The 12,884-nt window shown below is 72.7% G+C and carries 13 protein-coding genes; 7 read left to right on the top strand and 6 right to left on the bottom strand.

Annotation, left to right across the window (positions count from 1 at the left end):
• Positions 1 to 21: 21 nt before the first annotated feature.
• Positions 22 to 2,064: an HNH endonuclease signature motif containing protein gene (locus HQ603_RS05060; RefSeq protein WP_222683470.1), complete on the bottom strand. Its 2,043-nt coding sequence runs from the start codon at positions 2,062 to 2,064 to the stop codon at positions 22 to 24.
• 103 nt (positions 2,065 to 2,167) lie between these two features.
• Positions 2,168 to 3,130, bottom strand: a complete 963-nt coding sequence (locus HQ603_RS05055; RefSeq protein WP_222683469.1) for a 5'-3' exonuclease — start codon at positions 3,128 to 3,130, stop codon at positions 2,168 to 2,170.
• Between the two features lie 68 nt (positions 3,131 to 3,198).
• Between HQ603_RS05055 and HQ603_RS05050 the strand changes: the two genes are divergently transcribed.
• Together HQ603_RS05050 and HQ603_RS05045 are read left to right on the top strand one after the other, a co-directional pair.
• A complete protein-coding gene (locus tag HQ603_RS05050) occupies positions 3,199 to 4,317 on the top strand; it encodes a M24 family metallopeptidase (protein WP_222683468.1) in 1,119 nt (372 codons plus the stop codon).
• Positions 4,314 to 5,072, top strand: a complete 759-nt coding sequence (locus HQ603_RS05045; protein ID WP_222683467.1) for a maleylpyruvate isomerase family mycothiol-dependent enzyme — start codon at positions 4,314 to 4,316, stop codon at positions 5,070 to 5,072. The genes HQ603_RS05050 and HQ603_RS05045 overlap by 4 nt, the downstream gene beginning before the upstream one ends.
• On the opposite strand, the gene HQ603_RS05040 is transcribed toward HQ603_RS05045, so the two are convergent.
• Complete coding sequence (locus HQ603_RS05040; RefSeq protein WP_222683466.1) at positions 5,069 to 5,473, bottom strand: PPOX class F420-dependent oxidoreductase; 405 nt, start codon at positions 5,471 to 5,473, stop codon at positions 5,069 to 5,071. The two genes, HQ603_RS05045 and HQ603_RS05040, sit on opposite strands and share 4 nt — an antisense overlap.
• A 56-nt stretch (positions 5,474 to 5,529) precedes the next feature.
• Between HQ603_RS05040 and HQ603_RS05035 the strand changes: the two genes are divergently transcribed.
• The 4 genes from HQ603_RS05035 to HQ603_RS05020 are packed head-to-tail and all read left to right on the top strand — an operon-like array spanning position 5,530 to position 9,068.
• On the top strand, positions 5,530 to 6,291 hold the full coding sequence (locus HQ603_RS05035) for an SDR family NAD(P)-dependent oxidoreductase (protein WP_222683465.1): 762 nt from the start codon (positions 5,530 to 5,532) through the stop codon (positions 6,289 to 6,291).
• On the top strand, positions 6,288 to 7,499 hold the full coding sequence (gene cbiE / locus HQ603_RS05030; RefSeq protein ID WP_222683464.1) for a precorrin-6y C5,15-methyltransferase (decarboxylating) subunit CbiE: 1,212 nt from the start codon (positions 6,288 to 6,290) through the stop codon (positions 7,497 to 7,499). Before HQ603_RS05035 ends, cbiE begins: the two co-directional genes overlap by 4 nt.
• Positions 7,496 to 8,245 carry a precorrin-4 C(11)-methyltransferase gene (cobM, locus tag HQ603_RS05025; RefSeq protein ID WP_222683463.1) on the top strand — a complete coding sequence of 250 codons (750 nt, stop codon included), beginning with the start codon at positions 7,496 to 7,498 and terminating at the stop codon, positions 8,243 to 8,245. The genes cbiE and cobM overlap by 4 nt, the downstream gene beginning before the upstream one ends.
• A gap of 37 nt (positions 8,246 to 8,282) precedes the next feature.
• Positions 8,283 to 9,068, top strand: coding sequence for a cobalt-precorrin-6A reductase (locus HQ603_RS05020; RefSeq protein ID WP_222683462.1), 786 nt, complete (start codon positions 8,283 to 8,285; stop codon positions 9,066 to 9,068).
• Here HQ603_RS05020 and cobJ read toward each other — a convergent pair.
• Together cobJ and HQ603_RS05010 are read right to left on the bottom strand one after the other, a co-directional pair.
• Entirely contained in the window at positions 9,028 to 10,521 is a 1,494-nt protein-coding gene (cobJ, locus tag HQ603_RS05015) for a precorrin-3B C(17)-methyltransferase (protein WP_222683461.1), read from the bottom strand. The genes HQ603_RS05020 and cobJ overlap by 41 nt on opposite strands.
• The gene (locus HQ603_RS05010; protein ID WP_222683460.1) at positions 10,518 to 11,144 is read right to left on the bottom strand and encodes a precorrin-8X methylmutase; all 627 of its coding nucleotides are present in this window, start codon (positions 11,142 to 11,144) and stop codon (positions 10,518 to 10,520) included. The genes cobJ and HQ603_RS05010 overlap by 4 nt, the downstream gene beginning before the upstream one ends.
• 93 nt (positions 11,145 to 11,237) lie before the next feature.
• Here HQ603_RS05010 and HQ603_RS05005 point away from each other — a divergent pair, with 93 nt between their 5' ends.
• The gene (locus HQ603_RS05005) at positions 11,238 to 11,603 is read left to right on the top strand and encodes a hypothetical protein (protein WP_222683459.1); all 366 of its coding nucleotides are present in this window, start codon (positions 11,238 to 11,240) and stop codon (positions 11,601 to 11,603) included.
• A 7-nt stretch (positions 11,604 to 11,610) separates the two neighbouring features.
• Here HQ603_RS05005 and cobG read toward each other — a convergent pair whose 3' ends face one another.
• A complete protein-coding gene (cobG, locus tag HQ603_RS05000; protein WP_222683458.1) occupies positions 11,611 to 12,738 on the bottom strand; it encodes a precorrin-3B synthase in 1,128 nt (375 codons plus the stop codon).
• Between the last annotated feature and the right edge of the window lie 146 nt (positions 12,739 to 12,884).

The raw sequence follows: 12,884 nt of genomic DNA, 5'->3' as shown, positions 1-12,884 counted from the left end.
GGCCCGACCGACCCCCGTCCGTCAGAACGGGGGCGGTTCGTGGTCCGCCGCCTCGGCCGGGGTTGCGGGGAGTCCGAGGTTGCGGAGGCGGTTGCGGTTTCGCTCTTGTCGTCGGCGGGCGTGTTTCTGCTCGGTGCGGGGCGCGGGCCGTCGGCGTTCGGTGAGACCCGGTGGTCGAGGTGCGGGTGGGTCGCCGAAGACGATCATGTCGAGGCCGGGGTGGGTGTCGTGGCCGGTGAACGCCGGCCCCAGCACGGTGCGTCCTTCGGGGATGGTGATGGTGCGGATCAGCCGACTCGGGTCGGTGGGGTCGGGGTACTGGTCGTCGACGAAGTCCCCGAACGTTTTCAGTAGGTGGTGGAAGCGGCATTTGGCGCCCAACCCGGTGGCCGATGTCTGGCCGCCCCGGTCGGGGTGGGTGTGGTCGTATTCGGTGATGTGGTCGAGGTCGGCGTCCCAGGCGGGTCTGTTGCAGCCGGGCCAGGTGCAGAACTGATCCCTCGCCCGCACATAGGCATCGAGGGCGGCGGAGGGTCGGTACGGGTTCGACGGTTGCGTCGCCGGGAGTGGGGTGTCGGTGCCGTCACCGAGCGGGCGGATCACCGAGCGGGGATCGGTGGCGAGGCCGCGGACGTGGGCGCCGGAGATGATGCCGATACCGGCGAGGAAGCCGACGCCGTCGACGGTGTCGAGACCGACAGGCTCCTCGCAACCCGGGGAACTGCGTTCCTCGGCGTCGGTGCCGGTGGTTTCGGCCGCGTCGCCCTCGGTGCCAGTGGTGTCAGTGGCGGCGGTGTCGGTGTCGGCGGTCTCGGTGTCGAGCACCTCACCGGTCGCATCGGCGTCGGCGGTGATATCGGCTCGACACTCTGATTCCGGTTCCGCCGCAGGCTGTTCGACCGCCGCCGACTCGGTGGAAGTCGGGCCCGCGGCGGAGTCAGCACGGACCTCGGCGTCGCCGTTGAGCCCATCCGGTGAGACCCGTCGATCGGCAACAGATTCCGTGGCCACCGACTCGGTCGAGCACGCACTCGCGGTGGGTTCGGTCGAAGCGTCGGTGTCGGCGTCGGTGTCGGCCTCTGGCCGCGGCGTCGGGGAGGTGTCCGCGTTCGATCGCGGCAGGTGCTGCGGCGACCTGCACACCCTCTCGTTCTCGGGTGCGGGGACGGGGCCGGTGAGGGTGGTGGTGTCGGTGACCACGTGGATCACGATCCGCGGCGCGGTCGCTGCGAACGCGCTGACGTCGACATTCTTGTAGCGGCAGTCGGTGATCGGGCGGTCGCAGTCGCACCCGAACTCGGTCTGAGTGACCAACGCGTAGTGCGCATCGGAGGCCCGCGCCGCCGTCGACCGGGTGTCCTTCGGGCACACCTGCCCTGCCAACCGCTGCACCGCGGCGGCGGCGAGGGCGGTGTCTTCGGCGGACCGGGTGTCCGTCACCGACGCCATCCCGTCCCGCCCGGTCTCCACGGAAAAGCTGCGCTTCCGCTGCACCCTGGCGCGGAGTTCACGGACGGCGTCCGGGTTACGGCGGTGCACCATTGTGTCGACCATCGTCTCCACCCGCTTCTTAGACCAGGTTCCGGGTCTACGCAACGCGGCGGCGATGTCGGCGTCGACGAGGGCGGCGTAGCACTGCCCCTCGATCAACTCCGTCCGGGAGACGATGGTGCGAATGTGGTGCGGGGTGACCACCCCGTCCCGCAGGCACACCGCGACCTTCGGGAGCCGATCCCGCAGCGCGACCGCATCGGTCAGCAGAGTGGACGCAGCCCACTGAGTGATCGACAGGGTGGTGGCGATCGAGGCGGCGCAGCGAGTGAACGCATCGAACTCCCGGCAGTCCTCGTCCTCGAACGGCATCACCAACTCCGTGTGCATGACGGCGGCGAGCTGGTACTTGAACCACTCCAGGTAGGACACCCCGGCCGTCGCGTGCACCAACGCGTCCAACGCCTCCGCAGCAGGTAGGTCGGTGGTGGCAGGCAAGCCGAGCGCTGCGTGGTCCAGCGCAGCCCACGGCACCGCACCGTCGGCACCTGCCCCCACCTGCGTCGTGACCATGTTGTCGACCCCCCAGTCGCTCGTATGTTCGAGTGTACCGGCACCCACCGACACAGTCGATGACACGCACGCACGAACTCGCGCGGGGCGAAGCCTGGCCGACCTACCGACCGCGGGCCATGGCCTTCCGTAACCGCTCCGCGGAATTCTCCAGGCCCAACTCGGCGGCGAGGGCGTCCAGACGCTCGGGGTCGACGGGCTCGGTGGGGAGGTCGTCGGACGTGGACCACAGGATCTCCGCGTCGGTCACCACCCGCACCACGGGGAGGGCCGCGTCGATGTACTCCCGCGCCGCCGCGAGTTTGGCGCGCATGCCGGCCGCGAGGTCCGTGTCGCCCGAGTCGGCGGCGGCCAGCAGGGCCTCGAGCGATCCCCACCGCGTGATGAGCGACGACGCCGTCTTCTCGCCCACGCCCTTGACCCCGGGGAGACCGTCCGACGAATCTCCGCGCAGCAGAGCGAGTTCCGCATAGGCCGGCCCGGGGCGATCGGTGGGCACACCGTACTTCTCGGCGACCTCGGCGGGCCCGAAGAGCTCCGCCTTGGCCAGTCCACGCCCGGCATAGAGAACGCGGACCGGAACGGGCTCGTCCGCCACCACCTGCAGCAGGTCGCGGTCACCGCTGACGACCACGACGCGGTCGTGACGCTCGGTGGCGGCGAGGGTGCCCAGGACATCGTCGGCCTCGAGTCCCTCCGCGCCCGCGGTCGCGATGCCCGCCGCCGCCATGAACTCCAGAATAAGGTTCACCTGCGGCCCCAGGGCATCGGGAGCTTCCTCCGCGTCGGGTCCCGCGGCCGACTCCTCGAGCACCCGGTGGGCCTTGTACGACGGGACGAGGTCGACCCGGAACGTCGGTCGCCAGTCGAGGTCGAGGCACACCGCGAGTCGCGTGGGCTGCGTCCGGGTGATCAGGGAGGCGACCATGTCGACGAACCCGCGGACCGCGTTCACCGGGCGTCCGTCCGGCGCGGTGATGGACTCGGGAAGCGCGTGGAACGCACGGAACCACAGGCTCGCCGCGTCGAGCAGCAGGACGGTGCCGGGAGCGGAATCGTCGGTCATGGTGGCTCATCCTGCCGTATCGGGCCGTCCGCGCATCGGCGGACGGCCCGCCTCGATAGCCTGGCGGCATGACGCGTTTTCCTGCCGAGGTGTACCGAGATCGACTGAGCCGAGCGGCGGAGCTGATGCGCACCGCCGGCGTGGGTGCGCTGCTGGTGACGCCGGGTCCGGACCTTGCCTACCTCCTCGGATCCCGCGCCGAGTCGTTCGAACGGCTCACCTGCCTGGTGGTCCTCGCGGACGCCGAGCCGTTCGTCGTGGTCCCGCGCATCGAGCTGGCGGCTCTCCAGGACTCGGCCGCGGCGGACCTCGGGCTCGAGTTGCGCGACTGGGTGGACGGGCAGAACCCGCACCGCATGGTGACCGACGCGGTGCCGCCGCAGGCCCCGGTGGCCGTGGCCGACGCGATGCCCGCCCTGCACCTGGTTCCGATCGCCGACGCGCTCGGGTCCGTGCCCGCGCTCGCGACGCCGGTGCTCCGCGAACTGCGCATGGTCAAGGACGCCGCGGAGATCGACGCGCTGCGCCAGGCGGGGTCCGCGATCGACCGGGTCCACGCCCGCATGGCCGAACTCCTGGTGGTCGGGCGCACGGAAGCCGAGGTGGCGCAGGCGATCTCGGACGCCATCGTCGAGGAGGGACACACCGAGGCGGCGTTCGTCATCGTCGGTTCCGGACCGCACGGAGCCGACCCGCACCACGAGGTGTCCGACCGCGTCGTCGAGACGGGCGACGTCGTCGTCATCGACATCGGCGGGCCCGTCGAGCCCGGCTACTACTCCGATTCCACGCGCACCTACGTCATGGGGGAGCCCGACGCCGACGTCGCGGCCCGGGTCGCCGTGCTCGAGCGGGCCCAGCAGGCGGCAGTCGACGCGGTGCGTCCGGGCGTGACCGCCGAGGCCGTCGATGCCGCCGCCCGCGACGTGCTGGCCGAGGCCGGTCTCGCCGACGTGTTCCTGCACCGCACCGGCCACGGCATCGGGCTGTCGGTGCACGAGGAGCCGTACATCGTGGGCGGCAACGACATTCCGCTCACCGAGGGCATGGCGTTCAGCATCGAACCGGGCATCTACTTCCGCGGCGAGTGGGGCGCCCGCATCGAGGACATCGTGGTGGTGACGGCCGACGGGTGCGAGTCCGTCAACACCCGCCCGCACGGCCTGACCGTCCTCGCCGGCCGATGACGCTCGACCACCTCGCGACGATCGCGCGCGAGGGCGATCGCCTGGCCGCCATGCCGGCCGACGCCCTGTTCGCGCCCGTCCCGACCGTGCCGGGGTGGACGCTCGAGCACGTCGTCCGTCACACCGGCAAGGTGCACCGGTGGGTCACCGGCGTGCTGCGGGCGGGGCCGGGTGCCGACGTCACGCGCATCGCGAAGGAGGACACCGCGTCGCTGCCCAAGGGCGCCGCCGCACTGGAGGCCTACCGGGACTCGCTGCACGCGCTGCTCGACGTCCTGCGCGCGACGGACCCCGACACGCCGACGGAGACGTTCGTCGGGCTGCGCACGGCCGCGTTCTGGACGCGGCGGACGGCCCACGAGGTGAGCGTGCACCGCATCGACGCCGCCGACGCCGTCCACGCCGCGGGTGGTCCTGATCCCGAACCCCTGGATGCGGTCTCGGCGGCCGACGGGATCGCCGAACTCACCGAGCTGCAGTACGTCCACCGGCTGCCGGGGGACCGCCTCGCCCCGGGCACCCACGGGTCGACGGTGCATCTGCACGGCACCGACGACGCTGCAGCGGAATGGCTTCTGACGCTCGGTCCCGAGGGGGTCACCGCCCGACCGGGCCACGAGAAGGCCACCGTCGCGCTCCGCGGCCCCACCCCCGACCTCTACCTCGTGCTGTGGCGGCGCCGCCCGCTGGACCTGCTGACCGTGTTCGGCGACCGGACGGTGGCCGAGGCGTTGCTCGAGGCGTCCCGCTTCTAGAGATCGCGCAGGGACGCCGAGCCGAGCACCCGCGACACCGCGATCTCGACGACGACGCGCTGCGGATTCTCCCGCGGCGGCTTGTACCTGGCGGCGTACCGGTTCTCGGCGTCCCGCACGCTATCCGCGTCCCGCACCACCCGCGACGGGCCCTCGAGGGTCAGCCAGCGAGCGCCGTCCACCTGGGTGACCGCGGCGTACCCGCCCCGCTCGGCGTTGCGCACCTTCTGCGACCCCTCCCGGGTGATGATTCGGGCGGTCCCCGCTTCCGCGTCCCACGTGAAGCCGACGGCGACGACGTGCGGCGTCCCGTCCGGACGCAGGGTCGCGAGCGTCGCCAAGTGGCGTTCGGTGAGGAACGCGACGGCGTCGGCGTTCAGGGACGAAGCGTCGCTGGGCATGCCGATCACGGTACCGGGGGGCGGCGGCGACCCGTCGGTGGAGGACGGCGAGACCCATGGAGGACACTGGGGCGGTGACAGATCCCGGAACCGTGGTGTTGTTCGGCGGCCGCAGCGACATCGGCGTCGAGTTGGCCGCCCGGATCACACCGGGCCGACGGGTGGTGCTCGCCGCCCGGCGCAGTCACGACCTGGCGGCATCCGTCGCCCGCATGGAGTCCGCCGGGGCCGCGGCGGTGGGCACGATCGAGTTCGACGCCGACGACCTCGCGTCCCACGCCGACGTCCTCGCCCGCGTCGAGTCCGAGCACGGGCCGATCGGCACCGTGGTGGTCGCCTTCGGCATCCTCGGCGACCAGGGGCGGGCCGAGACCGACGCCGCACACGCGGCGGCGATCGTGCACACCGACTACACCGCGCACGTCCACCTCCTGACGCTCGTCGCGGACCTGTTGCGCCGACGGGGATCCGGCGAGATCGTCGTCTTCTCCTCGGTGGCGGGGGTGCGGGTTCGTCGCGCCAACTACGTCTACGGCTCGGCCAAGGCGGGTCTCGACGGGTTCGCCTCGGGTCTGCAGGATGCGCTGCACGGCAGCGGAGTTCGGCTGGTGCTGGCGCGGCCGGGGTTCGTGATCGGGTCGATGACCGAGGGCATGTCGCCCGCGCCGATGTCGAGCACGCCGGAGCAGGTGGCCGACGCCGTCGCGGCGGCCCTGCGCACCGGACGCGACACCGTGTGGATTCCCGGGCGCCTGCGTCCGGTCTTCGCGGTGATGCGCCTGCTGCCGCGCGCGGTGTGGCGCCGGATGCCGCGATGACGGTGATCGACGTGGTCGGGATCGGTGCCGACGGGTGGGACGGCCTCGCACCGGCGTCGCGCGACGCGGTGTCCGCGGCCGAGGTGCTGTTCGGTTCGTCCCGTCAGCTCGATTCGGTGCCCGGGAAAGCCTCGGGCGCGCACCGTGTTCCGTGGCCGACGCCCCTGCTTCCGGCGCTGCGATCGACCCTCGACGAGCATGCCGACCGGCGACGGTGCGTCCTCGCCAGCGGCGATCCGATGTTCCACGGGATCGGCGCGACGCTGGCGCGTGTCCTCGGCGCCGACGCCCTCCGCGTGTTCCCGCACCCCAGCTCGGTCTCGCTCACCTGCGCGCGGGTCGGATGGTCGATTCCGGACGTCGAGGTGGTGTCTCTCGTCGCGCGCGACGTCGCCACCGTGCTGCCCGCGCTGCATCCGTCCGCGCGGCTCGTGCTGCTCTCCGAGGACGACGCCACCCCGGACGCGGTGGCTACCCTGTTGCGGGAGAACGGGTTCGGCGACTCCCGGCTGACCGTGCTCGAATGCCTCGGGGGGAGCACCGAGCGGGTTCGCAGCGCGACGGCGCAGGACTGGCGGGCCGACGACGTCGACCCGCTCCACACGATCGCCGTCGAGGTGCGGGGTGACGGTCCGCGGCGCACTCGGAACCCCGGGCTTCCCGACGACGCGTACGCCGGCGACGGCCAGCTGACCAAGCGGGAGGTGCGCGCCGCGACCCTCGCCGCCCTCGATCCGGCACCGGGAGAACGGCTCTGGGACGTGGGCGGCGGTTCCGGCAGTATCGCGATCGAGTGGATGCGGACCCACCCGCGGTGCCGAGCCGACACCTTCGAGCGTGTCCCGGAGCGGGCCCTGACCATCGCCGCGAACGCCCGCGCCCTGGGTGTCCCCGGACTCACGATCCACGGCCCCGCGCCGGCCGCCTTCACGGAGGCCCCGACACCCGACGCCGTCTTCGTCGGCGGCGGGGCAACCGCTCCCGGCATGCTCGACGCCTGCTGGGCGGCACTGGGTCCCGGCGGACGCATCGTCGTCAACGCCGTCACCGCGGAGACCGAGGCCGTGGTCTTCCGCTGGTTCACGGAGAAGGGTGGCACGTTGCGTCGCATCCAGATCCAGCGCGCCGAACCGGTGGGCGGCTTCACCGGGTGGCGCCCGCAGATGCCGGTGACACAGTGGTCCGCGGTGAAGGGACAGCGCGCATGACCGTGTACTTCGTGGGCGCCGGACCCGGCGCCGCGGACCTCGTCACCGTGCGCGGTGCCCGCATCGTCGCCGCGAGTCCGGTCTGTCTCTACGCGGGATCGCTGGTGCCGCAGGAACTTCTGACCAGCTGCCCACCCGACGCGCGGGTGATCGACTCCTCCCGGATGACCCTCGACGCCATCGTCGCCGAGATGGTCGACGCCACCGCCCGCGGCGAGGACGTCGCCCGTCTGCACTCGGGCGACCCGTCGCTCTACAGCGCGGTCGCCGAGCAGTCCCGACGGCTCGACGCTGCCGGCGTCGACCACGAGATCGTCCCCGGCGTCCCGGCGTTCGCGGCCGCGGCAGCCGCGCTGAAGCGGGAACTGACCGTGCCGGAGGTGTCGCAGACCGTCGTCCTCACCCGCATCTCGACCCTGTCGACAGCCATGCCCGACGGCGAGGATCTCGCGACGCTGGCCCGCAGCCGAGCGACGATGGTGATCCACCTCGGCGCCCGGCAGATCGAGCCCATCGCCGTGGAGTTGGCGCAGCACTACGGTGCGGACTGCCCGGTGGCCGTCGTGGCGTTCGCGAGCCGGGACGACGAGACGATCGTGCGGGGCACCCTCGCCGACATCGCCGCCGCGACGGTCGCGGCGGGCATCGTCCGCACCGCCGTCATCGTGGTCGGCCGCGTCCTCGCCGCCCGCGGTTTCCCGGACAGCTTCCTGTACTCCAGCGCACGACGCGCACTCGATCACTAGCGGCCGCCCTCGTCGGGCTCCTCGTTAAGGTCGAGGCATGCACGTTCTCCTGCTCGGTGGCACGTCCGAAGCCCGCCAACTCGCCGCCGCCCTGAACGGCCGTCGGGGCATCGAGGTGACGTCGTCCCTCGCCGGCCGCGTCGCCGACCCCGCCCTGCCGGTGGGGCAGGTCCGCAGCGGCGGCTTCGGGGGCGTCGACGGGCTGCGCACCTGGCTGCGCGAGCACGAGGTGACGCACCTGGTGGACGCGACCCACCCGTACGCGGAGACCATGACGCGCCACGCGGTGCAGGCCGCCGCCGAGGAGTCCGTTCCGCTGATGGTGCTGCATCGGGCGCCGTGGACCCCGCTGCACGAGGACCGATGGATCGACGCGCCGTCGATGGCCGACGCCGCCGCCGTGATAGCGGACCACCCCGAGTGGGCTCGGGTCCTGCTCACGATCGGGCGGCAGGGCGTCCACCACTTCGCGGACCTGGACGACCGCGAGTTCACGGTGCGGTGCATCGATCCGCCCGAGGATCCGATGCCGCCGCGGACCACGGTGCTGGCCGAGCGCGGGCCGTTCGACCTCGACTCCGAACGAGAGTTGTTCGCGCGCATTGACGCCGACGTCCTGGTGACCAAGAACAGCGGCGGCAAACTCACCTCGGCGAAGCTGCGCGTGGCGCGTGAGCGCGGTCTACCCGTCGTGATGGTGCAGCGGCCCCCGCTCCCGGACGGCACGCCGTTCGTCTCGACGGTCGCGGAGTGCGAGCGGTGGGTGCTGACGACGCAGCCGGTCAGGTCCGCGCGGACTCCGTCGAGTACCGACGAGACGTGAACACCCGGGGCGTCGGCCCCGAACGGTCCACCGCCGTCGTCGACGCACCGACGATGAGCAGGCACCGCATGTCGATGGTGTCCGGGTCGAGGTCGGCCAGGTCGACCACGGTGACCGTCTCCTCGGGGCCCGACACGTCACGGCCGACGATCACCGGCGTCGCAGGATCCCGGTACTCGAGCGCGAGCTCCTTGAGCGTGACGACCTGTCGGCGTCGTGTCCGCGAGGCGGGGTTGTAGATCGCGACCGCCATGTCCGCGGCCATCACCGCTCGCAGACGGTGCTCGACGACGTCCCACGGCTTGAGCCGGTCGGACAGCGAGATGACGGCGTAGTCGTGCCCCAGCGGCGCACCGACCCGGCTGGCGACGGCGTTGGCCGCCGTCACCCCGGGACACACCCGGACGGGGACGTGTTGCCATCGCGGCTCGGCCGCCACCTCGAGCACGGCGGCGGCCATCGCGAAGACGCCGGGGTCACCCGACGACACGACCACCACGCGCGCCCCGCGGGCCGCCAGGTCGAGTGCCATCTCGGCACGCTCGGACTCGACCCGGTTGTCGCTGGCGTGCCGACGCTGTCCCGGCCGCGCGGGTACCCGGTCGATGTAGGTGGTGTACCCGACGAGATCCGTGGCCCGCGCGAGCTCCTCCCGCACCTCCGGCGTCGTCCAACGGGCATCGCCCGGGCCCAGGCCGACGACGACCACCTCGCCCGCGGCGGGCGCCTCGGTCGCCGCGTACGACGGGCTGGGGACCACGGCGATGGAGAAGTACGGCACGGCCGTCTCGTCGACGTCGGCGAGGGACCCGACCCGCTCGCCGTCGGTGCTGGCGCGCTCGACGTACCGCGCCTCGTCCAGTCGTCCCGCATCCGAGAGTGCCTGGCGCACAGCGGGAAAGGTGCGGCCCAGCTTGAGGATCGCCGCCGAGTCCGTCTCCCGGAGACGACGGGTGAGCTCCGGTACCGGCAGCGTCCCCGGCAGCACGGTGAGCACCTCCTCGCCCTCGACCAGGGGCTCGCCGAGCGCGGCGGAGGCGGCGCTGACGCTGGTGACCCCGGGCACGATCTCGGTCTCGAAGCGGTCCGCCAGGCGCACGTGCATGTGCTGGTACGAGCTGTAGAACAGCGGGTCGCCGGCGGCCAGGAGCGCCACGGACCGACCCGCCGCGAGGTGCACCGCGAGACGCTCCGCGGCCTCGGTGTAGAAGTCGGCGATGGCGCCGTCGTACCCCAGCGGATGGTCGGTGGTGCCGGTGGTGACCGGGTAGACCAGGTGCTCCTCGATCTGATCGCCGCGCAGGTACGGCTCCGCCGTGCGCCGAGCGATGCTGCTGCCACGGGCGCTGTGGAACGCGACCACGTCCGCCTCGGCGATCACGCGGGCGCCCTTCACCGTGACCAGCTCCGGATCACCCGGCCCGATCCCGACGCCCCACAGCTTGCCGGTCACTCCCGCTCCGTCGCCAGCGCGTTGACGGCCGCCGCCGTGATGGCACTGCCGCCGCGGCGGCCGAGCACCACCAGGTGATCGAGACCGAGCGACGACGCCACCAGGTCGTCCTTCGACTCCGCCGCGCCGATGAATCCGACCGGGCCGCCCACGACGGCCGCCGGACGCGGCGCGCCCGCCTCGAGCAACTCGAGCAACCGGAACAGCGCGGTGGGCGCGTTCCCGATCGCCACGACCGCACCGTCCAGCCGGTCGACCCAGAGATCCACCGCCGCAGCGGTTCTGGTGGTGTCCAGGGCTCGGGCCATGTCCGGCACGCGCGGGTCGTTCAGCGTGCAGATCACCTCGTTGTCCGCCGGCAGCCGTCGCCGCGTGACACCCGCGGCCACCATCGTCGCGTCGCACAGCACCGGCGCCCCCGCGCGCAACGCGGCGCGGCCCTTCGCCACGACGTCGGGCGTCGACGCGATCGACTGCGCCAGATCCACCTCACCGCAGGCGTGGATCATCCGCACCACGACCTGCGCGACATCCGCCGGAAAGGCCAACAGGTCCGCCTCCGCGCGGATGGTCGCGAACGAGCGCCGATAGATCTCGTCGCCGTCGCGCACGTAGTCGTACATGGGAACCCACGATAGGGAGACGGGTCGTTAACAGTGACGACGACCCCGACGATGTGACGGTCACCACCCCGTCGACGAATCCCGGGAGCGACCATGACCCACACCGCCCGCCGTGCCACCCTCGCCCTGCTCACCGTCGGCGCCGCCGCCGGAGCGCTCCTCGCCCCCGGCGTCGCCGCCGCCGCGCCGCTGCGGGGGCCGGATCTGCAGGTGGTGCGCTCGAGTGTCTGCACCGCCACCGTCACCAACCGCGGCGACGTGACCGCGACGGGTGTGCGGCTGCAGTATTTCGGCACGATCTTCAGCAATGTTTCGGCCCCGGACCTCGCCCCCGGCGCGTCGATCCCGTACACGTACATCGACTGCAATTTCGCGCCGCAACTTCCCGTCTTCGTGTTCGCCTATGCCGGCAACGGCGAGACGAATCCCTTCGACAACCTCGCGCAGGTGAACCCCTGACCGGGGCCTAGGTACGGCGATAGCCCTCGCCCGTCGCCACGACGTCGGTGACCTCGCCGACGGGTCGGCCGCAGCGACGCTCGCACCCCACCCAGTGCTCGCGGCCCGTGCCGATCTCGTCGGCGGCCACCGCCGCGTCGAGGTCGGCGCGGACGTCCGCGCGGGACTTGGCGCAGCCGGGGGAGCCGACGCACGAGCTCACCCGCGCCCAGGGCGACTCCGCGTCGAAGATCAGGCCCATCGGGGCGAGGACCCGCACCACCTGCTCGGCCGCCCACTCGTCGAGGTCCACCAGGATCAGCGAGCGCCACGGCGTGACGATCACGTCGCGCTCGACGGCGGCGAGGAACTCCGCGGTCCGCGCCGGCAGGACGCCGTGCGCGACGGTCGCGCCCAGCGCCACCGTCGCGTCGCGCTGGACGAACCAGCCGAGGGGCGCCGTGTCGGCGGGAGCGACGGTCAGAGGCGCCGCGGTGGCCGTCACGGCCAACCCGGCCAGCACGTCCGCCGCGCCGCCGGGGAGCTCGGCGATGCGCCAGTGACCGTCCCGCGCCGCGCGGAACGCCCGCGCCGCCGCCACCATCAGGTCCACCGCGTCCGCACGCGCGACCCGCACGCCGGTGTCCTGCCCGGCGAGGATCAGCGCGAATTCGCCGTCACCCACCGCGTGAACCCCGATGTCGGCACCGAGACCGGACACGTCGCCCCGGCCGTCGTCGAGCGCGAACAGGATGCGCCCGGGCAGGTCGGCGAGCTCGGCGTCGGCGAGCAGCGCGTCGTCGAGATCGCCGACGAGGTCCCGTACGTCCGCGTCCCCGTCGACCCGGCCCGACAGGGGAGAGGCCAGGATGTTGCGGACCCGCTCGTGCGTCTCCGACGGCAGCAGCCCGGCTGCGGCGAGGCGCCGCGCGAGCTCGTCGGGATCCGACACCGCCCGCAGTTGCACGTTGCCCCGTGAGGTGAGCACCAGGTCACCGTCGCCGAGCTCGGTCGCCGCGCCCGCCAGCACGCCCAGCTGGGCCGAGGTGATCCGGCCGCCCGGCAGACGCACTCGGGCCAGGGCCCCGTCCGCCGCGAGGTGGACCTGCAACGCGCCGGGGCAGGCGTCGGGACGGGTGCGGTCGGGCGAGCTCACCGGTCCAGATTACGGACGGGCCCGATCTCGCCGTACGATCACGCCAGGAGCAGCGGGGAAGCCGGTGGGAATCCGGCGCGGTCGCGCCACCGTGACCGGGCGGTACTCGCCCGGAAGTCGGACCTCGGGCTGCTCGCCGACACACT

Origin of the sequence: Rhodococcoides corynebacterioides (assembly GCF_019834675.1) — a bacterium.
GTDB lineage: Bacteria > Actinomycetota > Actinomycetes > Mycobacteriales > Mycobacteriaceae > Rhodococcoides > Rhodococcoides corynebacterioides_A.
Note: the sequence above shows the minus strand (reverse complement) of the source record. Positions and strands in the feature narration are given on the sequence as shown.

What these genes read in the sequence shown, in the direction of transcription:
- HQ603_RS05060 (WP_222683470.1), bottom strand. Translation starts at nt 2,064, where the DNA reads ATGGTCACGACGCAGGTGGGGGCAGGTGCCGACGGTGCGGTGCCGTGG.
- HQ603_RS05055 (WP_222683469.1), bottom strand. Translation starts at nt 3,130, where the DNA reads ATGACCGACGATTCCGCTCCCGGCACCGTCCTGCTGCTCGACGCGGCG.
- HQ603_RS05050 (WP_222683468.1), top strand. Translation starts at nt 3,199, where the DNA reads ATGACGCGTTTTCCTGCCGAGGTGTACCGAGATCGACTGAGCCGAGCG.
- HQ603_RS05045 (WP_222683467.1), top strand. Translation starts at nt 4,314, where the DNA reads ATGACGCTCGACCACCTCGCGACGATCGCGCGCGAGGGCGATCGCCTG.
- HQ603_RS05040 (WP_222683466.1), bottom strand. Translation starts at nt 5,473, where the DNA reads ATGCCCAGCGACGCTTCGTCCCTGAACGCCGACGCCGTCGCGTTCCTC.
- HQ603_RS05035 (WP_222683465.1), top strand. Translation starts at nt 5,530, where the DNA reads ATGGAGGACACTGGGGCGGTGACAGATCCCGGAACCGTGGTGTTGTTC.
- cbiE (WP_222683464.1), top strand. Translation starts at nt 6,288, where the DNA reads ATGACGGTGATCGACGTGGTCGGGATCGGTGCCGACGGGTGGGACGGC.
- cobM (WP_222683463.1), top strand. Translation starts at nt 7,496, where the DNA reads ATGACCGTGTACTTCGTGGGCGCCGGACCCGGCGCCGCGGACCTCGTC.
- HQ603_RS05020 (WP_222683462.1), top strand. Translation starts at nt 8,283, where the DNA reads ATGCACGTTCTCCTGCTCGGTGGCACGTCCGAAGCCCGCCAACTCGCC.
- HQ603_RS05010 (WP_222683460.1), bottom strand. Translation starts at nt 11,144, where the DNA reads ATGTACGACTACGTGCGCGACGGCGACGAGATCTATCGGCGCTCGTTC.
- HQ603_RS05005 (WP_222683459.1), top strand. Translation starts at nt 11,238, where the DNA reads ATGACCCACACCGCCCGCCGTGCCACCCTCGCCCTGCTCACCGTCGGC.